A 25,291-nucleotide genomic window follows, 5' to 3' on the forward strand; every position below is an offset into this window, starting at 1 on the left:
ATAAGGCCGCCTTCGCGAGCAAGCCCGCTCCCACAGTGGGATCGGGTACAACCGTGGCAAACAGGCCGGCTATAAGGCCGCCTTCGCGAGCAAGCCCGCTCCCACAATTGGATCGGGGTGCGACCGGGAGAACCAGGTCGGCTATAAGGCCGCCTCGTCCCGGCTTTTGATCTGGGCGCCCCGTTAACCACGCTGGCCGAACGCAGGTATTGCGCAGTGGGCAACCCGGCATGGATGCCGGGTTAGCCGCGCTGGGCCATGGATGGCCCTTCGCGGCGGGCCCACGGAGCAATGCCGGAGTGAGGGCACACCGAGCCTAGGCGAGGTGCCGAGTGGTGGGGCAAAGCGCTTTGGTTACTTTCGCGCTTTTCGAAAGTGACCCGCTGTAAGAGCGGAACCATAAGTAGCCGTTACCGCAGTAACGGATATGTACCCGGTCAAAAAAATCCTGGCCAGCTGCCAGACCGCCTCGCGAGCAAGCTTTGCTCCCACAGATAAGCGGCCAAATACAGTCGCCCGTAATACACACAAAAACCGCCCCGCTAAACACGCCAGGACACTTTGGTTGCACCGTTCTACCTCACGGGTTTCAAGAGGTAATACCCGCCCCAACCCGGTGCATCAGCAGCTTCGAGATGCACCGGCAAGGAGCGCCACTCAAGCCAAAAGCGCCCTCGCAAACGATCAAATGCGTCAGAAGTTACACGGATGCGACATTAAGGTACGTACGTGCCACTGTTTCAGGCTTGTAACGGCTCTGGATCTTGCATTGGGTATGGGGCCTGCATAAGTATCCGCAGGTCGACTCACGAGGTCGCCCTCAAATCAAAAATGACAACAAATCATGAGGCCAACATGCTTAAACAAGCGGTCATTCCGTTTTTAGTCGGCGCAGGCTTATTAGCCAGCGCACCTTTCGCCCAAGCGGCGACTAACCTGGTGTTCTGCTCCGAAGGCAGCCCGGCCGGTTTTGACCCTGGTCAGTACACCACCGGAACCGACTTCGACGCCTCTGCAGAAACCATGTTCAACCGTCTGACCCAGTTCGAACGCGGCGGCACCGCTGTGATTCCTGGCCTGGCGACCAAGTGGGACATTTCCGAAGACGGCCTCACCTACACCTTCCACCTGCGTGAAGGCGTCAAGTTCCACACCACCCCGTATTTCAAGCCGACTCGTGAATTCAACGCCGACGACGTGCTGTTCACCTTCAATCGCATGATCAGCAAGGATGACCCGTTCCGTAAGGCCTACCCGACCGAATTCCCGTACTTCACCGACATGGGGATGGACACCAACATCACCAAGATCGATAAAGTCGACGACCACACCGTCAAGTTCACCCTCAAGGATGTTGACGCCGCGTTCATCCAGAACATGGCCATGAGCTTCGCCTCGATCCAGTCCGCCGAGTACGCCGCCCAGCTGCTCAAGGACGGCAAACCTACCGACATCAACCAGAAACCGGTCGGCACCGGCCCATTCGTGTTCAAGAGCTACCAGAAAGACTCCAACATCCGCTACACCGGGAACAAGGATTACTGGAAGCCTGAAGACGTGAAGATCGACAACCTGATCTTCGCCATCACCACCGACCCGTCGGTGCGCATGCAGAAGCTGAAGAAGAACGAGTGCCAGATCACCCTCTTCCCGCGCCCCGCCGATCTCAAGGCATTGAAAGAAGACAAAGCGCTGAAGATGCCTGACCAGGCCGGCTTCAACCTGGGCTACGTCGCTTACAACGTGATGGACAAGATCAAGGGCAGCAACGAGCCGAACATTCTGGCGGACCTGAAAGTACGCCAGGCGCTGGACATGGCGGTCAACAAGCCGCAGATCATCGATTCGGTCTATCAGGGCGCGGGCCAACTGGCGGTCAACGCCATGCCGCCGACCCAATGGTCCTACGACACCACCATCAAGGATGCCAAGTACGACCCTGAGAAGGCCAAGACGCTGCTCAAGGAAGCCGGCGTCAAGGAAGGCACCAACATCACCCTGTGGGCGATGCCGGTACAGCGTCCGTACAACCCGAACGCCAAACTGATGGCTGAGATGCTGCAGTCCGACTGGAAGAAGATCGGCCTGAACGTCAACATCGTCAGCTACGAATGGGGCGAGTACATCAAGCGTTCCAAGGGCGGCGAGAACCAGGCCATGATCATTGGCTGGAGCGGTGATAACGGTGACCCGGACAACTGGCTCAACGTGCTGTTCGGCTGCGACTCGCTGGCCGGCAACAACTTCTCAAAATGGTGCGACAAGAAGTTCGACGACCTCGTCAAGCAAGCTAAGCGCACGACCGACCAGGCCAAGCGCACCGAACTGTACAAACAGGCGCAACACGTCCTCAAGGACGCTGTGCCAATGACACCTATCGCTCACTCGACGGTGTATCAACCCATGCGCGCCAATGTGCAGGACTTCAAGATCAGCCCGTTTGGCTTGAACTCCTTCTACGGCGTCAGCGTCAGCAAATAAGGGTAGGCAACGGCGGCGTTTCTGACGGCGCCGTTGCTTTATCTGCCGAGACCAAGACTCAGGAAAACGCCTACATCCAAAAGCACTGCGTACCACAGCAGCTGGTTTAGGACGTATCGCCTTTTCCCACAAGTCTTTCAGGCGTTACGCATTTACTGCCTGGCCCGCGGCCCATACCGTCGGGAGCCAGGTCGATCTGCTGGCGCTGCGGCATCGCTGTTCGCAATGGATTGAACTCAGTGCCCGGACAGGTCCTGCAAGGGCGCCGGTCACTGTTAAACACCCCATAGAGAGAGGGAGCGTCATGCGCCATACCTTGGTTTTATCCGCATTGCTGGGCACCGGCCTGCTGGCCGCCACCTCCATGGCCCAGGCCGCCGGCGGCAGCCTGGTGTTCTGTTCCGAAGGCAGCCCCGCCGGTTTCGACACCGCGCAATACACCACGGCCACCGACAACGATGCCGCCGAACCGCTGTACAACCGCCTGGCCGAATTTGAAAAAGGCGCGACCAACGTCGTACCTGGCCTGGCGACTCGCTGGGACATTTCCGAAGATGGCCTGAAATACACCTTTCACCTGCGTGAAGGTGTGAAGTTTCATACCACCGACTACTTCACGCCGACCCGGGATTTCAACGCCGACGACGTGCTGTTCACCTTCAACCGCATGCTTGACCCGCAGCACCCGTTCCGCAAGGCCTACCCGACCGAGTTTCCGTATTTCAACGGCATGAGCCTGAACAAGAACATCGCCAAGGTCGAGGCGACCGGGCCGCTGACCGTGGTCATGACCCTCAACAGCGTGGACGCCGCGTTCATCCAGAACATCGCCATGAGCTTCGCTTCGATCCTGTCGGCCGAATATGCTGATCAGTTGCTCAAGAACGGCAAGCCCAGCGACATCAACCAGAAGCCGATTGGCACCGGACCGTTTGAGTTCAAGAGCTACCAGAAAGATTCCAACATTCGCTACGTCGCCAACAAGCAGTACTGGGCGCCGGAACGGGTCAAGCTGAACAACCTGATCTTCTCCATCAACACCGATGCCTCGGTACGGGTGCAGAAACTCAAGGCCAACGAATGCCAGGTCACCCTGCATCCGCGTCCAGCCGATGTGCCGGCCTTGAAAAACGACCCGAAACTGCAACTGATCGAGAAACCGGGTTTCAACCTCGGCTACATCGCCTATAACACCCGCCACAAACCGTTCGATCAGGTCGAAGTACGCCGGGCGCTGGACATGGCGGTGAACAAGCAGAGCATCCTCAACGCCGTGTACCAGGGCGCGGGCCAATTGGCGGTCAACGCCATGCCGCCAACCCAGTGGTCCTACGACGACACGATCAAGGACACGCCGTATAACCCGGAAAAAGCCAAGGAGCTGCTCAAGGCCGCCGGGGTCAAGGAAGGCACCGAAATCACCCTTTGGGCCATGCCGGTGCAACGTCCGTACAACCCCAACGCCAAGCTGATGGCCGAGATGCTCCAGGCCGACTGGGCGAAGATCGGCCTGAAGGTGAAGATTGTCAGCTATGAATGGGGCGAGTACATCAAGCGCACCAAGAACGGCGAGCACGATGTCAGCCTGATCGGCTGGACCGGTGACAACGGGGACCCGGACAACTGGTTGGGCACGCTGTACAGCTGCGATGCCATTGGCGGCAACAACTACTCCATGTGGTGTGATCAGGACTACGACAAGCTGATCAAGCAGGCCAAGGTCGTCACCGATCGCGACCAGCGCACCGTGCTTTACAAACAGGCCCAGCAGTTGCTCAAGCAGCAAGTGCCGATCACCCCGGTTGCCCACTCGACGGTCAACCAGCCGCTGAGCACCAAAGTCGAAGGGTTCAAAGTCAGCCCCTTCGGTCGCAACGTGTTCTCGGGCGTCAGCCTGAACCCATAACCGATTAGCCACACAGCGAGGGCCCACTTGGGCCCTCACGCCGACGTCTTGCCGGAATTCGCCGATCTGGCACCGTGCAAACGTTTGCGATGTGCCGATGAGTTGTAAAAACCGATAGCCGTATCACTAAAAAAGACCGGCATTAAAAAAGAAAGAAAAGGAGCGTTACCGATGAAACTGAGCAACACCGCGTTACTGGCCTTGGCCATCAGCAGCGTTACGGCCACAGCCTATGCTGAGTCTGCAAGTCAGGAATTCGTTCCGACCACCCTGGCTGGCAGCAGCGCTCAAAGCGAGGCTAAAGGTTTTATCGATGGACAGAGCTTGGGCGGCACGACCCGTAACTGGTACGCCAACGAACTGAAACGTCGTGATGACCGATTCAGCTATAAGCCTAACAGCGTAAAAAATGATCCTTCCGTGCCAGCTACGCCCATTGCACGTCGTATCAACTGGGTTCAGGGCACCATCGTCAACTACACCTCGGGCTTTACCCAAGGCACAGTCGGCGTCAGCACGGAAGTAGCCGCCTACAACGCCATCGTGCTGGATCAAGACCGCAAGCACATCGCCGGCGGTTCCAACCGCACCCTGGCCGACTCCAACGGTGATGCCGTCGACCAGTGGAGCAAGCTGGGTCTGGCCAACGTCAAGTTCCGCGTATCGAACACAACGCTCACCGCCGGTCGTCAGAATTTCAGTACGCCTATCGTCGACGTTATCGGCAACCGCGCACTGCCTTCGAGTTTCGAAGGTGTGAGTCTGCATAGCGAGGAATTCAACAACCTGTCGTTCGACGTGGCCGGTTTCGATCGCGTTTCGCCGCGTACCGAGCAGAGCCTGTCGAAGTTCCGCAGCGAGTATTCCGCCACTGGCGTGGAAACCGACAAAGTCCTCACCGCCGGCGTGAACTACCAGCCGTTCAAGAGCCTGAAAACCAGCCTGTATGGCGCCAATGTTGAAGACTTCTGGAACCAGTACTACTTTGGCGCGACCCACGAGTTGGGTGACAGCCAGGTGCTGAGTCTGACCACCGGCCTGAACTACTACAAAACCGTTGATGAGGGCAAAAAGCTGATGGGGAATATCGATAACGATACCTACTCCCTGTCGCTCGGCCTTGCTCACCAGGCCCATAGCCTGACGTTCTCCTATCAGGAAGTGAACGGCGACGAGTACTTCGACTACCTGCACGAAACCAATGGCATCTACCTGGCCAACTCCTTGCTGTCGGACTTCAACAGCCCGAACGAGAAATCGTTCCAGATCGCCTACGGCCTCAACATGGCCGAGTACGGCGTACCGGGCCTGAAGTTCAACATCTATCAGGCACGCGGCTGGGGCATCGACGGCACGCATTACCGTGGCACGGCCTACACCGCACCAGGTACCCAGCGCGGCGACCTGAGCCTGATGGATGGCGAAACTCACTACGAATACGGTGTTGGCGCCTCCTACGCCGTGCAAAGTGGCCCACTCAAGGCCACCGCGATTCGTGCGACCTACACCACGCACCGCGCCAGCGAAAACCAGGCTGATGGCAACATCAACGAGTTCCGCCTGGTCACCACCATCCCGTTCAACATTCTCTAAACCCTCCGCCGAACGGCCGACTCACAAGGTCGGTCGTTCGGTTTTTTGCGTTTAACCGATTGCAGAGGATTGCCGATGAACATGAATCCCCTACGCGCCGCCATCGCCGCGGCGTTGCTGAGTGTCGCCGTTGGCGCCACGGCCAAGCCCCTGGTGGTTTGCACAGAAGCCAGCCCGGAAGGCTTCGACATGGTCCAGTACACGACTGCAGTCACTGCCGACGCCGTGGCAGAAACCATCTTCAATCGCCTGGCCGACTTCAAGCCCGGCACCACCGAAGTGATTCCGGCCCTGGCCGAATCCTGGGACATCAGTGACGATGGCCTGACGTACACCTTCCATCTGCGCAAAGGCGTCAAGTTCCACACCACCGATTATTTCAAGCCGACCCGCGACATGAATGCCGACGACGTGGTCTGGAGTTTCCAGCGTCAACTGGACCCGAATCACCCATGGCACAAGCTGTCGAGCGTAGGCTTCCCCTACTTTGAAAGCATGGGCTTCAAAGAGCTGCTCAAAAGCGTCGAGAAAGTCGACGAGCACACGGTCAAGTTCAGCCTGACTCGCCGTGAAGCGCCGTTCCTGGCCGACATCGCCATGGCCTTCTCTTCGATCTACCCGGCCGAGTATGCCGACCAGTTGCTCAAGGCCAACAAGGCCGGCGATCTGAACAGCAAACCGATTGGCACCGGCCCGTTCATCTTTCAGCGCTACAACAAGGACGCCCAGGTGCGCTTCAAGGCCAACCCGGATTACTTCCGTGGCAAGCCACCGGCCGATGCACTGATTCTGGCCATCGCCACCGACAACAACGTGCGCATGCAAAAGCTCAAGACCAACGAGTGCCAGATCGCGCTGTACCCCAAACCCGACGACATCCCCAGCATCAAGAAAGACCCGAACCTGAAAGTCGCTGAGCTGGACGCGATGACCGTTTCCTACACGGCCATGAACACCAGCCACAAATACATGAGCGATGTGCGGGTGCGCAAAGCCATCGACCTGGCCTTCGACAAGGAAGCCTACGTCAATGCGCTGTTCGGCAAGGGCAACGCCACCGTGGCGGTCAACCCGTATCCACCGACGCTGCTGGGCTTCAATCACGACCTGAAGAACCCGCCCCGCAACTTGGACAAGGCCCGTGAGTTGCTCAAGGAAGCCGGCGTACCTGAAGGCACCGTGTTCACTCTGTTCACCCGTAACGGCGGCGGTCCGACCAACCCCAACCCGATGCTCGGCGCGCAGATGATGCAGGCGGACCTGGCGAAGGTCGGGATCAAGGTCGACATCCGCGTGATGGAATGGGGCGAAATGCTCAAGCGCGCCAAGAACGGCGAGCACGACATGGTTTCCGCCGGATGGGCGGGCGATAACGGCGACCCGGATAACTTCCTGACGCCTATGCTCAGTTGCGAAGCGGCCAAGAACGGCGAAAACTACGCGCGCTGGTGCAACGAGCAATTCCAGGCGCTGATCGACCAGGCCCGCGCCACAGTGAACCCCGAGGAGCGCACCAAGCTCTATGAACAGGCCCAAGTGCTTTTCAACCAGGACCAACCGTGGATCAGCATGGCCCACACCCGCATGTTTACCGCAATGCGCAAGAACGTAGAGGGCTATGTGATTAGCCCGCTGACGACCAATAACTTCGCCACCACCCAGGTGAAGTAGATAAGAAAACGCCCGGCGACACTTGACCACAAGCGTCGCCGGGCACGCCTAACCGGCTGATGAGGTACACCTTAAGATGTTTAGTTTTATTGCCCGCCGACTGGGATTGTTGATCCCCACGTTCTTCGGCATCACCCTGCTGACCTTCGCGTTGATTCGCATGATCCCCGGCGACCCCGTGGAAGTGATGATGGGCGAACGTCGGGTCGATCCCGAAATGCACGCTCAGGCAATGGAACGCCTTGGCCTGAACAAACCGCTGTATGCCCAGTATCTGGACTACATCGGCAAACTGGCCCAGGGCGATCTCGGCGAATCGCTGCGCACCCGCGAAAGCGTCTGGACCGAGTTCAGTTCCCTGTTTCCCGCGACCCTGGAACTGTCCCTGGCCGCCCTGTTGTTCGCCGGTATCCTGGGCCTTTTGGCCGGGGTGATCGCGGCACTCAAGCGAGGATCCCTGTTCGACCATGGGGTGATGGGCATCTCCCTGGCGGGGTATTCGATGCCGATCTTCTGGTGGGGCCTGATCCTGATCATGTTCTTCTCGGTGTCCCTGGGCTGGACGCCGGTGTCGGGGCGGATCGACCTTTTGTATGACATCGAGCCGAAAACCGGCTTCATGCTGATCGACACCCTGCTGGCCGATGAGCCGGGCGCGTTCCTCGACGCTCTGCACCACCTGATCCTGCCGGCCATTGTGCTGGGCACTATTCCGCTGGCAGTGATTGCCCGCATGACCCGCTCTTCGATGCTCGAAGTGCTGCGCGAAGACTACATCCGCACCGCGCGCGCCAAGGGCCTGTCGCCGTCGCGCGTGGTGTTCGTGCATGGCCTGCGCAACGCACTGATCCCGGTGCTGACCGTGGTCGGCCTGCAAGTCGGCACCCTGCTGGCCGGTGCAGTCCTGACCGAAACGATCTTCTCCTGGCCGGGTATCGGCAAGTGGCTGATCGAAGCCATCGGCGCCCGGGACTATCCCGTGGTGCAGAACGGCATCCTGTTAATCGCCTGCCTGGTGATTCTGGTCAACTTCGTCGTGGATGTGCTCTACGGCTTTGCCAACCCACGTATCCGTCACCAGCGCTGAGATCAAAACCATGAGTACTCCAACTACCTCGGTAGCAGTCGATCAAAGCCTGCTGTACCCGTCCCCGTACAAAGAATTCTGGCAGGCGTTTTCCCGCAACAAGGGCGCCGTGGCCGGGCTGATGTTCATGATCCTGATCGTGTTTTGCGCGCTCTTTGCCCCGTGGGTCGCCCCCCATGACCCGAGCGAGCAGTACCGCGAATTTCTGCTGACGCCGCCGGTCTGGCTCGAAGGCGGTCAGATGCAGTTCCTGCTGGGCACCGACGAACTGGGACGCGATTTGCTGTCGCGGCTGATCCAGGGTTCGCGCCTGTCGCTGCTGATCGGCTTGTCGTCGGTGGTGATGTCGCTGATCCCGGGCATCCTGCTGGGGCTGTTCGCCGGGTTCTTCCCGCGTCTGCTCGGCCCGACCATCATGCGTTTGATGGACATCATGCTCGCCCTGCCTTCGCTGCTGCTGGCCGTGGCGATTGTCGCCATCCTCGGCCCAGGCCTGATCAACACCGTGATCGCCATCGCCATCGTGTCGCTGCCGTCCTACGTGCGCCTGACCCGCGCCGCCGTGATGGGCGAGCTGAACCGTGACTACGTGACTGCCGCGCGCCTGGCCGGTGCCGGCCTGCCGCGCCTGATGTTCATCACTGTGCTGCCCAACTGCATGGCGCCGCTGATCGTGCAGGCCACCTTGAGCTTTTCCTCGGCGATCCTCGACGCCGCCGCCCTGGGCTTCCTCGGCCTCGGCGTCCAGCCGCCCACCCCGGAGTGGGGCACCATGCTGGCTTCGGCCCGGGACTACATCGAACGCGCCTGGTGGGTGGTGAGCCTGCCTGGCTTGACCATTTTGCTCAGCGTGCTGGCAATCAACCTGATGGGCGACGGTTTGCGCGATGCGCTGGACCCGAAACTCAAGAATGCCGCCTGAGGAGATTCCCATGTCACTGCTAGAAATCAAGAATCTCAACGTTCGCTTCGGCGACGCCACCGCCGTCCCGGTGGTCGACGGTCTGGACCTGACCGTGGAAAAAGGCGAAGTCCTGGCCATCGTCGGTGAATCCGGCTCGGGTAAATCCGTGACCATGATGGCGCTGATGGGCCTGATCGAGCACCCCGGCATCGTCACCGCCGACGCGCTGAACTTCGACGGCAAGAACATGCTCAAGCTGAGCAGCCGCCAGCGCCGGCAGATCGTCGGCAAGGATCTGGCGATGGTCTTCCAGGACCCGATGACCGCGCTCAACCCCAGCTACACCGTGGGGTTCCAGATCGAAGAAGTGCTGCGCCTGCACCTGAAAATGTCCGGCAAGGCCGCCCGCCAGCGCGCCATCGAACTGCTGGAGAAAGTCGAAATCCCCGGCGCCGCCAGTCGCATGAATGCCTACCCCCATCAACTCTCCGGCGGCATGAGCCAGCGTGTGGCGATTGCCATGGCCATTGCCGGCGAGCCAAAACTGTTGATCGCCGACGAACCGACCACCGCGCTGGACGTGACCATCCAGGCGCAGATCATGGACCTGCTGCTGGCCCTGCAGAAAGAGCAGAACATGGGCCTGGTGTTGATCACCCATGACCTGGCCGTGGTCGCTGAAACCGCCCAGCGCGTGTGCGTGATGTACGCCGGTCAAGCCGTGGAAGTGGGCAAGGTGCCCGAGCTGTTCGACATCCCCGCGCACCCGTACAGCGAAGCCCTGCTGGCGGCGATTCCCGAACACAGCATGGGCGCCGAGCGCCTGGCGACGCTGCCGGGCATCGTTCCCGGTCGCTACGACCGTCCGCAAGGCTGCCTGCTGTCGCCGCGCTGCCCGTACGTGCAGGACAACTGCCGTCAACAGCGCCCAGCCCTTGACCCGAAAGCCGCCAGCCTCGCCCGCTGCTTCTACCCGTTGAACCAGGAGGTGGCGTGATGGCCGTCGTACTTACCGCCCGTGACCTGACCCGTCATTACGAAGTGTCCCGTGGCATGTTCAAGGGCCATGCCACCGTTCGCGCCCTCAACGGTGTGTCGTTCGAACTGGAAGCCGGCAAGACCCTGGCCGTGGTGGGTGAATCCGGTTGCGGCAAATCCACCCTCGCCCGCGCCCTGACACTGATCGAAGAGCCGTCCACCGGCTCGCTGAAAATCGCCGGCCAGGAAGTGGCCGGCGCCAACAAGGCCGAACGCAAGCAGTTGCGCAAAGACGTGCAGATGGTCTTCCAGAGCCCGTATGCGTCCCTCAACCCACGGCAGAAAGTCGGTGATCAACTGGCCGAGCCTTTGCTCATCAACACCAACCTGTCGGCCACCGAGCGGCGGGAAAAAGTCCAGGCGATGATGAAGCAGGTGGGCCTGCGCCCCGAGCATTACCAGCGCTACCCGCACATGTTCTCCGGCGGCCAACGCCAGCGCATCGCCCTGGCCCGCGCCATGATGCTGCAACCCAAGGTGCTGGTGGCGGACGAACCGACATCGGCGCTGGACGTGTCGATCCAGGCCCAGGTGCTGAACCTGTTCATGGACTTGCAGGAGGAATTCAACACCGCCTACGTGTTCATTTCCCACAACCTGGCGGTGGTGCAGCACGTGGCCGACGACGTGATGGTGATGTACCTCGGTCGTCCGGTGGAAATGGGCCCTAACGAGTCCATCTACAGCCGCCCGCTACACCCGTACACCCAGGCGCTGCTGTCGGCCACCCCGACCATCCACCCGGACCCGAACAAGCCGAAGATCAAGATCGTCGGCGAACTGCCCAACCCGCTCAACCCACCGTCCGGCTGCGCCTTCCACAAGCGCTGCCCGTACGCCACCGAGCGTTGCCAGACCGAAGAACCGGCCTTGCGGTTGCTGGATAACCGGCAGGTGGCCTGCCATTACGCCGAGCAGTTCCTCGACGGCGCGGCGTAAGGCTAAAAAGGCAGAAAAGCACCTGTGGCGAGAGAGCTTGCTCCCGCTGGACCTGTAGGAGCTGTCGAGTGCAACGAGGCTGCGATCTTTCCCCTGCCACTTGAATCTCAAGCGAAAGATCAAAAGATCGCAGGCTTCGCCAGCTCCTACCGTCAAGCGGGAGCAAGCTCCCCTCGCCACGGGTCCTGTATTAGTTCCTAACCTTTGCGCGTCGGAAATCGCTCGCGCATCCCCCTGTTCCAGGGAGTCGCCCCCGTGAGGTCACCTTCGCCCTTTATCCAGACAGCCTGGTCATCAACAATGACTTCAAAATTGAAACCGATCACTACCCGCCATTGATTCGGATCAGATGAAGAGAACTCCGCTTTTTCTCGCGTGATGGAGCCCCCCTGCCACTCCATCGTCCGCTCCCCAGCCATCTCGTAGTAAGCGCCAGCGCCTTGCGCAGCAGCAAACGTGTATACCTTGCGCTCCGGGCCTCGTTCAGGCATGTAGAACGTCAGGTCTCTTCCACCGCCATCGCTCCAACTGGCTTGAATCACGAAATCCTCACTGTCGGCGTCAGCCACTAATGTCAGGCTGGCCGAATCAAACGCAACGCCGCCCACCCATCCCGCCAGGTGTCCTTTGGCTCTTTTAGACTGGTCGCTGTTTCTCATAGTGTTCTCCTGGCTCCTTAGCAGTTGAACAATCGCTGCCCAAAGTTATAAGAGCCGGCTGCAATACCGTCTACTGTCAGACCTGACAGGTCGATGTATATCTGCGGCGTCACCTTATTCGGATACTGCAGAAGTCGTGCATAAAAAACGCCCTGATATCAGGGCGTTTTTTATGCAGAGGGGAACCATCAGCTCAGTATTTGGATCAAGTCTGGCTATCACCATCAAGATCTTCATCAATCGACGAGTCGTCATTGTCCTGATCGCCGGGCGTCTGTTCCTCGTTCGCGGCAAGCATCAACTCGCCCTGCGCCACCTGCCCGTACGCCGCTTGTTTTTCATGCTCATCGCATTCGGCCCAGGCTGCTGACGAACCGAGAGACAGCAACACTAAAACCTTCAGCAAAATCATCGCGCGTAGAAATGTGTTCATAGCCGATTCCTTTTTTTCTCTGGTTAAAGCCTAAGCCGGACGGCGCTCAAGAAATGCTGGTTCTGAACGACCGGTTCATCAAATAGGACGCTTATGCACAGCGAGAAATGCCATCCAGGCACAGATTGCTTTCGAATAAGGCTTATCCCGAAAGGCTATGAAGTGAAACCGCTTTTAACCCACCCAGCGACCGAATGTGGGAGCGAGCCTGCTCGCGATGGCTGTGGGTCAGCCACCTTGAGATTGACTGACCCGCAGCCATCGCGAGCAAGCTTTGCTCCCACAGGTTCGTCCCGCGTAGCTCCCGTTCTCTTAACGGCAGACATTGAGCCTTACAGACAAATTCCCAGTAACACGGAGCACTAATCCCGAGGCTACATCGCCTTGCGCCATTGCCTACAACTAAGCCAGAATCCGCCCGATTGTGCGCCTTGGGGCCGGGCTCTATGGTTATCTGGTCGCTGAAAATCAGCGGTCGGGTTTAGCAGCCTGAATCCCTAGATGCACAGTGCTCCACATCATGGAGCAGGTTTTAGTGCCTGCCATGTATGTAATGGCGGTTGTGCGTGGGAGACCTTCGGGTCTGCCGGCTTCTAGGGGTCCGGTCTGCTAACCCGCGTACAGTCGCCACCCTCTTCGTTTAGCAGCGATGTCTGGCGACTCCATTACCCCTAGGAGCGTCATCATGTTCAAGGTCACACCCAATCCCCCCGAAACAGACCCCACCTCTTCCTACTCAAGCCTCGATCCGGAAAAATTCCACGAAGCCACTGAGCGGGCACTCAATTATTATTTGAAGCCGGAACAGGCCAAATCCAAGAAAGAGCCGCCGGCAGGCCAACTCTTCACCATCGTGGAGGGGGTCGACAGCGAAAGCCTGCTCGCCAACCTCAGCGAAAACCTGGCCTCGGCCAACGCCATGATCAGCGATTTGGCATTCGATCTTCAAGGTTCTCGCCGGCATGTTGCGCTGGGTATCCAGCAAGTGATTGAGCTGAGCGAACTGTTGGCAAATCGAGCGTTGGACATCGCCGACCCACGTTAGACGCCCCTTGTGGGAGCGAGCCTGCTCGCGAAGGCGGCGCTACATTCGACATGGATGCAAGCAGACCTACCGCCATCGCGAGCAGGCTCGCTCCCACAGGGGATTTAAGGTGAACATGGGTCCTGCGGCCAGCCCGATACCCGTGTGGGAGCGGGCCTGCCCGCGAAGGCGGCGATACATTCAACATGGATGCAAGCAGACCTACCGCCATCGCGAGCAGGCTCGCTCCCACAGGGGATTTAAGGTGAACATGGGTCCTGCGGCCAGCCCGATACCCGTGTGGGAGCGGGCCTGCCCGCGAAGGCGGCGATACATTCAACATGGATGCAAGCAGACCTACCGCTTTCGCGAGCAGGCTCGCTCCCACAGGGATCTGAGGTGAACATGGGTCCTGCGACCAGCCCGCTCCCTCAGGGGATTGGTGGTGTCCAATCATTAAGTGGAAACAAAAAACCCCGCAGCTTTCGGTGCGGGGTTCTGGGTGTAAAGCTCAGCGCTTAGTGATGCTCACGGGTCGCGCGGAAGTTCACATCCGGCCAGCGCTCTTCCATCAGTGCCAGGTTGACCCGGGTCGGCGCCAGGTAGGTCAGGTGACCACCGCCGTCGAGCGCGAGGTTTTCCACGGCTTTGTTGGAAAACTCTTCGAATTTCTTCTTGTCGGCGCAATCGACCCAGCGGGCGGACCACACGGTGATGGGCTCGTAGGAGCACTCGACCTTGTATTCCTCTTTCAAACGGCTGGCGACGACGTCGAACTGCAGCACACCGACGGCCCCGAGGATGATGTCGTTGCTGCGAGTCGGGAAGAACACCTGAGTGGCGCCTTCCTCGGCCAACTGCTGCAGGCCCTGACGCAGTTGCTTGGACTTGAGCGGGTCCTTCAGGCGCACGCGGCGGAACAGCTCCGGGGCGAAGTGCGGGATGCCGGTGTAGCCCAGCACTTCACCTTCGGTGAAGGTGTCGCCGATCTGGATGGTGCCATGGTTGTGCAGGCCGATGATGTCACCGGCAAAGGCTTCTTCCAGTTGCTCGCGTTCCGAGGAGAAGAACGTCAGGGCGTCGCCGATGCGCACATCCTTACCGGTGCGCACGTGGCGCATCTTCATGCCTTTCTCGTATTTGCCGGAACAGATGCGCATGAACGCGATGCGGTCGCGGTGCTTGGGGTCCATGTTCGCCTGGATCTTGAACACGAACCCGGTGAACTTCTCTTCCACCGGTTCCACGGTGCGTTCGTTGGCCACGCGCGGCAGCGGACGTGGCGCCCAATCGACCACGGCGTCGAGCACATGGTCGACACCGAAGTTGCCCAACGCGGTACCGAAGAACACCGGGGTCAGTTGGCCGTCGAGGAATTCCTGCTGGTCGAACTCATGGCAGGCGCCTTGCACCAGCTCCAGTTGCTCGACAAAACGGTCGTACTCGTCGCCCAGGTGGGCGCGGGCCTCGTCGGAGTCGAGCTTCTCGATGATTTTGGTTTCGGTGCGTTCATGACCATGCCCGGCGGTGTAGACGATGATGTAGTCGTCAGCCAGGTGGTACACGCCCTTGAAATCGCGGTAGCAGCCGATCGGCCAGGTGATCGGCGCAGCCTTGATCTTCAAAACCGCTTCAATCTCGTCGAGCAGTTCGATCGGGTCGCGGATGTCCCGGTCGAGTTTGTTGATGAAGCTGACGATCGGGGTATCCCGCAGACGGCAGACGTCCATCAGCGCGATGGTCCGTGGCTCAACACCTTTACCGCCGTCGAGGACCATCAGCGCCGAGTCCACCGCCGTGAGGGTACGGTAGGTGTCTTCGGAGAAGTCTTCGTGGCCCGGGGTGTCGAGCAGGTTGATCATGTGATCGCGATACGGGAACTGCATGACCGACGTGGTAATGGAAATACCCCGCTGTTTTTCCATTTCCATCCAATCGGAGGTGGCATGGCGGTCGGACTTGCGAGATTTCACCGTGCCGGCCACCGCAATCGCCTTGCCCATCAGCAAGAGCTTTTCGGTGATGGTGGTCTTACCGGCATCGGGGTGGGAAATAATGGCGAAAGTGCGGCGTTTCGCGACTTCGGCGGCCTGTTTGGTCATGGGAAATCGCCTGGCAGGTGATTCAAAAAAGGGCGGCGATTATAGCTCAACTTGTACCAGGAACCGAACCCTTGGGTACATCCGGGGTGGCCAGATACCCGTTATTGCTGATGGATGAACCTTTCGGCGCGGTAGCCGCCATCAACCGCAAGTCCTGTGGAGGCAAGCCCCGTGTTGTTTTACCAGCCGAGACTGCGTCGGCCTGACGTTTATAGCTGGACCCGGAGCACTTGGGAAAACAACCACTGCGGGCTGAGCGTGGTAAACACCGAATAATTGATCAGTACCGTTTTTCCCTTGTGTTTCGAGACCCAGGTCGGGTCAAGCACGAAAACGTTGGGCTTACCGGCCGTAACCATTTGATGGGGCGTATCAAGGAGGGTTTGCCCCATGACACGTACACGCAGGGTCGAGCCCGTCGGAGCTGGAGAGTTGACCGTGACGGTCCCCGAGGCATAACTGGGTGCCGGAAGAACCAGCGCCTGGGGATCGATGGTCAGAAACCGCACCCCAGACTCCAGGGTTTCACCGGCACCACTTTTTTTGATCGTGTAGCTCACCGGTACGGTAAGCCCAATGCTATCGACGACCTCAATGCGGGGAATCAGCACCTGTTTGTCCGCGGGGAGCTCGCCATATACGACCGGCGGACTGCTGTATGGCACGCGGCCTCCCCATCGAACACTCAGGATATCGGAGGCGGCAATCGCCTCGGTGGGCAATTGCACGATGAGGTACTCATCCCTATAGATATCCTTAGTGTTCAGACGGTCGCCAGAGACGGAGCTGTAAGCCTTGGGAATGGTGGGTGGGGCCAAAGCGGGCATCGGGAGAACCGGGGAGATCGCCTGGTCCGCACTCACATACTGGAAACTGAAATGACCTTTGGGGCTGGGGGGCAATGTGACACGAACGATGGGGACAACAAGACCGTTGGTGCGCTCATAGTATTTTTTTTGGTCGATTCGGGAGGCTTCCAGATCGTTTGAGCCGGTGATCCAGAAAAACGCCTGGATGGGCAGCGGAGTCGGATTTTTTTCCGGCCAGGCTTCGATTCGAAGCTCGTTGTGATTTTTGAAATTGAAATCGGCGCCTCCGGGCTCAAGTTCAACAAGTTTTCTGACTTGCAATCCCGCATTGAAGTTAGCCACGGCTTGCTCATTCAACGCATCGTTGAGCATCCACGCGCAACTGGCAGGATTTCCGTAACTGACCCTTCGAAAATGGGTCAGCCAGGCCCTGGCAGTGAAAATATTCTGTTCATTACAAGGTTTACTCAGGGGATAGACGAACTGGGTAATGCTGTCACGGCAACCGCGGGCGCCCGGTTTGCTGCGATAGATCGTCGCGCCATCGTAGGGAAAATAGCAGATGATCAAGGGCTTCATTTTTCCCTGCGGAGCCCGGAGGGTGGGATAAAAAATATAGCCATGCCGGGCTTCGTTGTTGCCCCATGGCGCACCACCGAACTTGGCGTCGGCCCTCAGGTAGGAAAATGAGACCGCGCCGCTGGTCCTGGAAAATTCGCTATGGTCCCAAGGATCGAAGTTTCCTGCATTGGTCGTGCGTGCCAGGACACCCGTGCATAAAAAAGCAGGTGCCGTGGCAGCCCCGCAGTTGACCGCGGTGTCGTAGTAGTTGCGGGTCAAGGCGGCTGCCGTTGCTTCTCCTGACTGCACGATCGTGCCCACCAGTGCTTCGCTAAAGGACAGCGGCGAAACACACAGACTGCCCAGTAGAATCAACAGCTCTGCTGATTTTTTAAACGTGAGATTTGCCATGTTCGTCGCCTTGAGTATCCCGGTCGGGTCAACAGCCTGATCTGCCCCTTCAATGAGGATTACAGCGGTTATCACCCGGCAACTTCATAATCACATCATGGGCAACATAGGGACGAGCGGGCTCAAGGCTCCACGTAGGTTTCTTCTCGGCGATATCGGGGGAGTCAAGATGGCAGGCCAACTGTCGGCGCATGCTGCTGCCCATGTTGTCGAAATTCCAGTCCTTGCGATTCGGATCAAGGGCAGCCGCCTTGATCGCCAACTCGGCCAGCACGACATTGGTTTTTCCTACGCCGGCTTTTCTTCCGCACGCCGTGGGCGTGACCTTGAGCGATGAAATTTTCCCCAATACGGGCTCTACATAATTGTTGTCCCACTCGATCTTTTCTATGTAGTTATCACAGGAGCGACTATCCACGGGTGGTTGAACGTGCTGATCGACGGGGTAGTAGGCAAATTTCGCGTCCTCAGCGATCGATTTAGGAAACTGTATCTTGATGATCGGCTTCCACGTATTGCCTTGCTCTACCCATCGACGCTGATCATCTCGAGCAAGCTCACGAGACCTAAAAGTCTTTGTAGTTCTGTCAATGTAATCAACACCACTCTCATAAATAAAAGCAGCGATAGGGAGTTCCAGGTACGTGGCTTTCGCTGAGTCGCTGTCACTGGCGACAGGCGCGTCAAACTTTACCCGTTCCTGGCTGCTCCAGTCCCTTTTCCAGTATTTATTATCCGGCCAGGTTTCAATTCTCAGCTCCGACTGGGTATGGATCGCATCACCCTTTTCATCAGGATCGTTGGCCAAAATCTTTCGTGCCTCGACAAACGTATTGAATGCATCAGCCTTGTTGTAGGTACCGAAGTAGTCTTTCGTGGTATCAAAACCGCATTGAAACTTGTGCGCTTTCGTCGCTTCCGGGTCTCGGGTTTGACGGTCATAGTGTTCCATCCACGCCTTGGCATTGCTAATGCCCAGCTTCTGGCAATAGTCCTCGACAACGCCGAGGGAGTTCCCGTTTTCCTGATAGTCGCCACAGCCACTGTTGGTTCGATAATTCGTCCAGGAATCAATAGGAAAGGCACACAACACTTTGATTTTGAATTGCTCTCGCTCATTCACAAAATCATTGGGCACCAAGGCAAAACCATTGAACCTGAGCATGCCCAGCCCATTGAATTCCACATCTTTTCTTAGATATGAAACCGATGTACCTCCGGCGGCAATACCCGAGCCCCCCGCTTCCAGGCTATGCGATAACGGACTGGCATCCCACGGCAAATAACTTTGTTTACTGACGATTCCTCGAAGTATCAATCCAGAGCAATCAGACGCCAACCTGCCACTTCCACAATCCCGTGCGGTCAATCGATACCAGTACTCCATCAGTTTGGCCGTATCGGTGCCAGGGCTTGCCTGCAACAGGCTGGAGCCCGATACAAACCCGAGAAACAAAGAAATGTTTAATATCCGGATGACCCGACGTTTGCGCATGACTCTCTCCTAGAGCTTTTTCTTCGCTCAATTCAATCTGTCATAAAACCCCGCCTAATAAGCCGCGCACCCGGACATAATCCCAACACCGGTTATATTCAGCGGCGAGTACAACTTGAGTCATGAGTATTCGATAATCGCTTCGTCGCGCCCACTGTCAAAACTTACAGTCTTTTAGATCTGTTTAAACGATTTCCTCATAACCGGCCGACAATCAATCAACAAATGATCTGCCATACCCCCCAGGCTTCCATGTGCAAATGGCCAGCCTGGAGGTCTGTGTCGCATTGCCGAGGAACATCTGACTGTCACACAGGTCGGTTACATCAGGAGCTGTCGCGGGCCGCACGACGAATGAGTGCAAAAACGCGACATTTTTTGTTGATCTCAGGCCCCTCACGCCCTAAAGTTCGCGCCGAACGTCCATGCTGGAAACGATCCATCCGGCTCAAGTACTGACGACGAGACAGCAAGGCCAAGGGAATCAAGCATCCCGTGGCCTTTTTGCTTTCGGCGACATGCCTTGGGAAGTAGGCGAACCAAAGTGGGGATACGGAGGACGTTCACGAGGGCTGCTTGCCCTTACACCCATTGATCCTGATGTTTGCCAGTAGGAGTCCCAAGTATGTCGATCCAGGTCGAAGATTATTTCGCGCGCGAGACCTTTCAGAAAATGAAGGCGTTCGCCGACAAGCAGGAAACCCCGTTCGTGGTGATCGACACCGCGATGATCTCCCAGGCCTATGACGACCTGCGCGCCGGTTTCGAATTCGCCAAGGTCTATTACGCCGTCAAGGCCAACCCGGCAGTGGAAATCATCGACCTGCTCAAGGATAAAGGCTCGAACTTCGACATCGCTTCGATCTATGAGCTGGATAAAGTCATGAGCCGTGGCGTAGGCCCGGATCAGATCAGCTATGGCAACACCATCAAGAAATCCCGGGACATCCGCTACTTCTACGAGAAGGGCGTGCGCCTGTATGCCACCGACTCCGAAGCAGACCTGCGCAACATCGCCAAGGCCGCGCCGGGCTCGAAAGTCTATGTGCGCATTCTTACCGAAGGCTCGACCACCGCTGACTGGCCGCTGTCGCGCAAGTTCGGCTGCCAGACCGACATGGCCATGGACCTGCTGATCCTGGCCCGCGACCTGGGCCTGGTGCCGTACGGCATTTCCTTCCACGTCGGTTCGCAACAGCGTGACATCAGCGTCTGGGATGCGGCGATCGCCAAGGTCAAGGTGATCTTCGAGCGTCTGAAAGAAGAAGACGGCATCGTCTTGCAGCTGATCAACATGGGTGGCGGCTTCCCGGCCAACTACATCACCCGCACCAACAGCCTGGAAACCTACGCCGAGGAAATCATCCGTTTCCTCAAGGAAGACTTCGGCGACGACCTGCCGGAGATCATCCTGGAGCCGGGCCGTTCGCTGATTGCCAACGCCGGCATCCTGGTCAGCGAAGTGGTGCTGGTGGCCCGTAAATCCCGTACCGCCGTCGAGCGCTGGGTGTACACGGACGTGGGCAAGTTCTCTGGCCTGATCGAAACCATGGACGAAGCCATCAAGTTCCCGATCTGGACCGAGAAGAAAGGCGAGATGGAAGAAGTGGTCATCGCCGGCCCGACCTGCGACAGCGCCGACATCATGTACGAAAACTACAAGTACGGTTTGCCGCTGAACCTGGCCATCGGTGACCGTCTGTACTGGCTGTCGACCGGTGCCTACACCACCAGCTACAGCGCGGTGGAATTCAATGGCTTCCCGCCGCTGAAGTCGTTCTACGTGTAATTGGCTGGTCGCTGGACCCGAAAGCCCGTGACTGTGTCACGGGCTTTTTTGTAATAGGACGAAACGCGCCCATCAGCGTGGCTTTTTATGTGTGTCTATGAATGGTTCTCGATAACATGCGCGCCGTGATGAACAGCAATGACTGAAAGGCGGGCGACGTGTTCAAGAAAACCCTGTTCCAGTTGCACTGGTTTTTCGGCATCAGCGCCGGGCTGGTCCTGGCGTTTATGGGCATTACCGGTGCCGCGGTGTCGTTTCAGGACGAAATCCTGCGGGCGTTGAACCCCCAGGTGTTGATGGTCCCGAAACAACCGGAAGGCGTCCTGCCGCCTGCCGAACTGGTGCAACAGATCGAGGCCGCTTCCGGTAAAACCGTCGCCATGCTTTGGGTCGAGACCGACAGCGGCCACGCCGCACGGGCAATTTTCGCCGCCCCGCCTGGGGAAAAGCGCGGGCCCATGCGCTATTTCAACCCGTACAACGCACAATTCATGGGCGATGTGCTGGGCCAGGATCTCTTCGCTCTGATACTCAGGCTGCATCGCGTCCTGGCCTTGGAGGATGTGGGTCGACAGATTACCGGTGCCTGCACGCTGATCCTGGTGTTTTTCTGCCTGTCCGGACTGTACCTGCGCTGGCCACGCCAATGGAAAAGCTGGCGTGCCTGGCTGACTCTCGACTGGGCGAAAAAAGGCCGCAGCTTCAACTGGGACCTGCACTCGGTGGCGGGCACCTGGTGCCTGGCGTTCTATTTGCTGGCGGCGCTGACCGGGCTGACCTGGTCCTACGATTGGTACAACAAAGGCGTGACCCGCCTGCTCTCCGATTCCCCCGAAGAAGAACGGCTGCGCAACCGCGGCCCAGCGCCGAGCGGCCCGCCGCCGGTGGCCGATTATCGAGCCATGTGGAGCAGCATCTACAGCGCCGCGGGCCCTGGCCTGATCTCCTACAACGTGCGCATGCCGCCGGTGGCCGGGCAACCGGCAACGGTGTTCTACCTGCTGAAAAACGCGCCTCATGACCGGGCGCTGAACCAGCTCCTCCTCGACCCGGCCACCGGAGTCATCAGTGCTCACAGCCGCTACAGCGACAGGAGCCTCAAGGCGCAGTTGCTGACCAGCGTCTATGCCTTGCATATCGGCAGCTATTTCGGACTGATCGGGCGGATCCTGGTGACGGTCGCCGCGCTGACCATGCCGCTGTTCTTCATCACCGGCTGGTTGCTGTACCTGGACCGTCGCCGCAAGCAGCGCCAAATCAAGAATGCCCGCCAGGCGCTAGGTGCCAACCGTAGCGATGCGCCCGCCTGGCTGATCGGGTTCGCCAGCCAGAGCGGTTTCGCCGAGCAACTGGCCTGGCAGACCGCCGGCCAGCTCCAGGCTGCCGGTTTGCCGGTGAAGGTCCAGCCGCTGGCCGGTGTCAGCGAGCAGGAGCTGAGCGACTGCAGCCACGCCTTGTTCGTCGTCAGCACCTTTGGTGACGGCGAAGGACCGGACAGCGCCCGGGGTTTCGAGCGCAACGTGCTGGGCCGGGCCATGAGCCTGGAGCGCCTGCAGTATTCGGTGCTGGGCCTGGGCGATCGGCAATACGAAAACTTCTGCGGCTTCGCCCGACGCCTGCACACCTGGCTGTCGGAGCACGGCGGCAAGGCCCTGTTCGCGCCGGTGGAAGTCGACAGTGGCGACCCTTACGCCTTGCGTCACTGGCAACAGCAATTGGCCGAACTGACCGGACAGGCTCCGCTGGACACTTGGCAAGCGCCCAGTTTCGAGAACTGGACCCTGCACCAGCGCACCTTGCTCAACCCCGAGAGCAGCGGCTCTGGCGTGTATCTGTTGGGTCTCACCGCGCCCGGCCCGAACAGTTGGCTGGCCGGAGACCTGGTGGAAATCCTGCCGCGCAATGACCTGTCGGCCATCGAACATTTCCTGGAGGGCCTGGGCATCGCCGGCGTTGCTCGCGTGCAGGTCGATGGCTTGCCTCAACGTCTCGATCAGGCGCTGGCCAACCGCCAACTGCCGGAAAATCGCGCCCATCTGGTGGGCATGCATGCCCAGGCCCTGGTGGATGCCCTGGCGCCACTGGCACTGCGCGAATATTCCATCGCTTCGATTCCCGCCGATGGCCGGCTGGAACTGATTGTGCGCCAGGAACGTCACACCGACGGCACGTTGGGTATAGGTTCCGGTTGGCTCACCGAGCATGCGCCGCTGGGCAGCGCCATCAGTCTGCGGGTGCGCCGCAACAGCGGCTTCCATCTACCGCCCCAGGGCGTGCCCATGATATTGCTGGGTAACGGCACCGGTCTGGCCGGCCTGCGCAGCCTGCTCAAGGCGCGCGTGGCCGAGGGCATGCAGCGCAACTGGCTGCTGTTTGGCGAGCGCCAGCGCGAGCATGATTTCCACTGCCGTGATGAGTTACAGGAATGGGTGACATCCGGCGATCTGGAACGCCTGGACCTGGCATTTTCCCGGGATCAGGAACAGAAAATCTATGTCCAGGACCGCCTGCGCGAATCCTCGGTCCTGCTCAAGCAATGGCTGGCCGACGGTGCGACGATCTATGTCTGCGGCAGCTTGCAGGGCATGGCGTCGGGCGTGGAACAGGTGCTCAACGACGTGCTCGGAGCCGAGGCAGTGGAGCGCTTGATCGAACAGGGGCGGTATCGGCGGGATGTCTACTGACAATCCTCTGTTCTAGAGAACACATTTCTCCTGTGGGAGCGGTGATCCTTGAATCAAACCGGCTGCAACCTCTTCTCAAACACCGCCACGCCTTCCAGATCCCGCAACACCACGCTCATCTCCCCGCTCTGGCCGTCGATGTTCACCTCGCCAAAGAACTGATACCCGGCAAACGGCGAGGTGTTCTGGGCCGGTGGTGCTTTCTGGAACACCACTTCGGGGCCGAACGTCTTGTCCAGAGGGTTGGGCCCGAAGCTGCCGGCGTTCAACGGCCCGGCGACAAACTCCCAGAAGGGTTCGAAATCCTGGAACGCGGCCTGTTCCGGGTGGTAATGGTGGGCGGCGCAATAGTGCACGTCAGCGGTGAGCCAGACGTAGTTGCGCACCTGATGCTTGCGCAGGTAGCCGAGCAACTCGGCGATCTCCAGTTCCCGGCCCTGGGCCGCGCCCGGATCACCGTTGGCGACCGCTTCCCAGCGCGGCACGCCGGGGCTGACTTCGCCGTCGGGCACGCCCAGGCCGATGGGCATATCAGCAGCAATGACTTTCCACTGGGCCCGGGACTGCTTCAGTTCGCCCTTGAGCCAGTTCAACTGCTCGCGACCGAGAAAGGGTTTGGCTGCGCCGAGGTTGGCGTCGTTGGCTTCGCGGTAGCTGCGCATGTCCAGCACGAACACATCCAGCATCGGCCCGTAACTGAGCTTGCGGTAGATCCGCCCGCCGCCGTCGGCCTTCTGCAAGCGCATGGGGGCGTATTCCAGCCAGGCCTGCCGCGCACGGCCCACCAGGCTGTGGATATCCTTGGTCTGGTAGCGTCCATCCAGTTGTTTGCCCGGCGACCAGTTGTTGACCACCTCATGGTCGTCCCACTGCCAGATCTGCGGCACTTGGGCGTTGAAACGACGCACGTTCTCGTCCATCAGGTTGTAGCGGTAGTTGCCACGATATTCGTCCAGGGTCTCGGCGACCTTGCTCTTGGCTTCAGTGGTGAGGTTGCGCCAGATGCGCCCGCCTTCGGTGGTGATCTGCGCCGGCACCGGACCGTCGGCATAGATGGTGTCGCCGCTGTGGATAAAAAAATCCGGCAGGCGCAAGCGCATGGCTTCGTAGATGCGCATCCCGCCGATGTCCGGGTTGATCCCGAAGCCCTGGCCGACGGTGTCGCCGCTCCAGACAAACCGAATGTTGCGCTTGAACTGCGGCACGCTACGCAGGTGACCGAGCCAGGGTTCACTGGCGACACCGGTCTGGGCATCTTCAAAATGCACCCGGTAGAAAATCGCCTGGTCAGGCGGCAGCCCGGTGAGCTCGACCCGGGCGGTAAAATCGCTGCGGCTGTCGACCAGTGGCGAGACAAAACGCCGCGGGTTGGGCAACTGGCTGCGGGTGTCCCATTCCACCACCATCCGGGCCGGGCGGTCACAGCGGCTCCAGATCATCGCCCGGTCGCCCTGCAAATCGCCAGACTGCACGCCATCGGTGAGCACCGGACGATCCTTGACCGAAGCAATCACCGCCGGCGCCAGCCCCGGCAACAACAACCCCGCCCCCACGGCTTGCATCACACGGCGACGGCCCAGGTCGAATTCGCTCATGGTGTTTCCCCCAAATGGGGAGACTTAAGCATGGCAGTGTTAATCAGGCGTGACAGGGATCTTGTGAACACCCCAAAACCACTGTGGGAGCGAGCCTGCTCGCGATTGCT

General features: G+C 59.2%; 17 protein-coding genes. 11 read left to right on the forward strand and 6 right to left on the reverse strand.

From position 1 onward, the window contains the following. Positions 1 to 855 precede the first annotated feature (855 nt). From BM132_RS25565 to BM132_RS25600, 8 genes are all read left to right on the forward strand, one after another. Complete coding sequence (locus tag BM132_RS25565; protein WP_092394184.1) at positions 856 to 2,481, forward strand: ABC transporter substrate-binding protein; 1,626 nt, start codon at positions 856 to 858, stop codon at positions 2,479 to 2,481. Positions 2,482 to 2,785: 304 nt separating this feature from the next. Then, positions 2,786 to 4,387, forward strand: coding sequence for an ABC transporter substrate-binding protein (locus tag BM132_RS25570; RefSeq protein ID WP_092459564.1), 1,602 nt, complete (start codon positions 2,786 to 2,788; stop codon positions 4,385 to 4,387). 171 nt (positions 4,388 to 4,558) lie between these two features. Further along, positions 4,559 to 5,980 carry an OprD family porin gene (locus BM132_RS25575; RefSeq protein WP_092394190.1) on the forward strand — a complete coding sequence of 474 codons (1,422 nt, stop codon included), beginning with the start codon at positions 4,559 to 4,561 and terminating at the stop codon, positions 5,978 to 5,980. A 75-nt stretch (positions 5,981 to 6,055) separates the two neighbouring features. Then, entirely contained in the window at positions 6,056 to 7,651 is a 1,596-nt protein-coding gene (locus BM132_RS25580; RefSeq protein WP_092459566.1) for an ABC transporter substrate-binding protein, read from the forward strand. A gap of 76 nt (positions 7,652 to 7,727) precedes the next feature. Continuing rightward, positions 7,728 to 8,738 (forward strand): ABC transporter permease subunit, encoded by a 1,011-nt coding sequence (locus tag BM132_RS25585; RefSeq protein ID WP_092394196.1) that lies wholly within the window; start codon positions 7,728 to 7,730, stop codon positions 8,736 to 8,738. Positions 8,739 to 8,748: 10 nt separating this feature from the next. After that, positions 8,749 to 9,660 carry an ABC transporter permease subunit gene (locus tag BM132_RS25590; RefSeq protein ID WP_092459568.1) on the forward strand — a complete coding sequence of 304 codons (912 nt, stop codon included), beginning with the start codon at positions 8,749 to 8,751 and terminating at the stop codon, positions 9,658 to 9,660. A 10-nt stretch (positions 9,661 to 9,670) separates the two neighbouring features. Continuing rightward, positions 9,671 to 10,639, forward strand: coding sequence for an ABC transporter ATP-binding protein (locus BM132_RS25595; protein WP_092459570.1), 969 nt, complete (start codon positions 9,671 to 9,673; stop codon positions 10,637 to 10,639). After that, entirely contained in the window at positions 10,639 to 11,619 is a 981-nt protein-coding gene (locus BM132_RS25600) for a peptide ABC transporter ATP-binding protein (RefSeq protein WP_092459572.1), read from the forward strand. Before BM132_RS25595 ends, BM132_RS25600 begins: the two co-directional genes overlap by 1 nt. Before the next feature lie 197 nt (positions 11,620 to 11,816). Here the strand turns inward: BM132_RS25600 and BM132_RS25605 are convergent, their stop codons facing one another. Then, the gene (locus BM132_RS25605) at positions 11,817 to 12,278 is read right to left on the reverse strand and encodes a hypothetical protein (protein WP_092459574.1); all 462 of its coding nucleotides are present in this window, start codon (positions 12,276 to 12,278) and stop codon (positions 11,817 to 11,819) included. Between the two features lie 205 nt (positions 12,279 to 12,483). Next, positions 12,484 to 12,711: a hypothetical protein gene (locus BM132_RS25610; protein WP_092459576.1), complete on the reverse strand. Its 228-nt coding sequence runs from the start codon at positions 12,709 to 12,711 to the stop codon at positions 12,484 to 12,486. A 685-nt stretch (positions 12,712 to 13,396) separates the two neighbouring features. Between BM132_RS25610 and BM132_RS25615 the strand changes: the two genes are divergently transcribed. Then, the gene (locus BM132_RS25615; RefSeq protein ID WP_092459578.1) at positions 13,397 to 13,756 is read left to right on the forward strand and encodes a DUF6124 family protein; all 360 of its coding nucleotides are present in this window, start codon (positions 13,397 to 13,399) and stop codon (positions 13,754 to 13,756) included. 497 nt (positions 13,757 to 14,253) lie between these two features. Here the strand turns inward: BM132_RS25615 and BM132_RS25620 are convergent, their stop codons facing one another. The 3 genes from BM132_RS25620 to BM132_RS25630 form a co-directional block, all read right to left on the reverse strand. Continuing rightward, positions 14,254 to 15,837 carry a peptide chain release factor 3 gene (locus BM132_RS25620; protein WP_092459580.1) on the reverse strand — a complete coding sequence of 528 codons (1,584 nt, stop codon included), beginning with the start codon at positions 15,835 to 15,837 and terminating at the stop codon, positions 14,254 to 14,256. Between the two features lie 209 nt (positions 15,838 to 16,046). Then, entirely contained in the window at positions 16,047 to 17,618 is a 1,572-nt protein-coding gene (locus tag BM132_RS25625; RefSeq protein ID WP_092459582.1) for a hypothetical protein, read from the reverse strand. Positions 17,619 to 17,667: 49 nt separating this feature from the next. After that, positions 17,668 to 19,113 (reverse strand): DUF2599 domain-containing protein, encoded by a 1,446-nt coding sequence (locus tag BM132_RS25630; RefSeq protein ID WP_092459584.1) that lies wholly within the window; start codon positions 19,111 to 19,113, stop codon positions 17,668 to 17,670. Positions 19,114 to 19,738: 625 nt separating this feature from the next. Between BM132_RS25630 and BM132_RS25635 the strand changes: the two genes are divergently transcribed. After that, complete coding sequence (locus BM132_RS25635) at positions 19,739 to 20,902, forward strand: type III PLP-dependent enzyme (RefSeq protein ID WP_092394226.1); 1,164 nt, start codon at positions 19,739 to 19,741, stop codon at positions 20,900 to 20,902. A gap of 158 nt (positions 20,903 to 21,060) precedes the next feature. Continuing rightward, the gene (locus BM132_RS25640) at positions 21,061 to 23,586 is read left to right on the forward strand and encodes a PepSY domain-containing protein (protein ID WP_092459586.1); all 2,526 of its coding nucleotides are present in this window, start codon (positions 21,061 to 21,063) and stop codon (positions 23,584 to 23,586) included. 53 nt (positions 23,587 to 23,639) lie between these two features. Here BM132_RS25640 and BM132_RS25645 read toward each other — a convergent pair whose 3' ends face one another. Next, positions 23,640 to 25,181 (reverse strand): alkaline phosphatase D family protein, encoded by a 1,542-nt coding sequence (locus BM132_RS25645; protein WP_092459588.1) that lies wholly within the window; start codon positions 25,179 to 25,181, stop codon positions 23,640 to 23,642. Positions 25,182 to 25,291: the final 110 nt, after the last annotated feature.

It is taken from the genome of Pseudomonas sp. NFACC45 (assembly GCF_900113505.1).
Taxonomy (GTDB): Bacteria; Pseudomonadota; Gammaproteobacteria; order Pseudomonadales; family Pseudomonadaceae; genus Aquipseudomonas; species Aquipseudomonas tehranensis.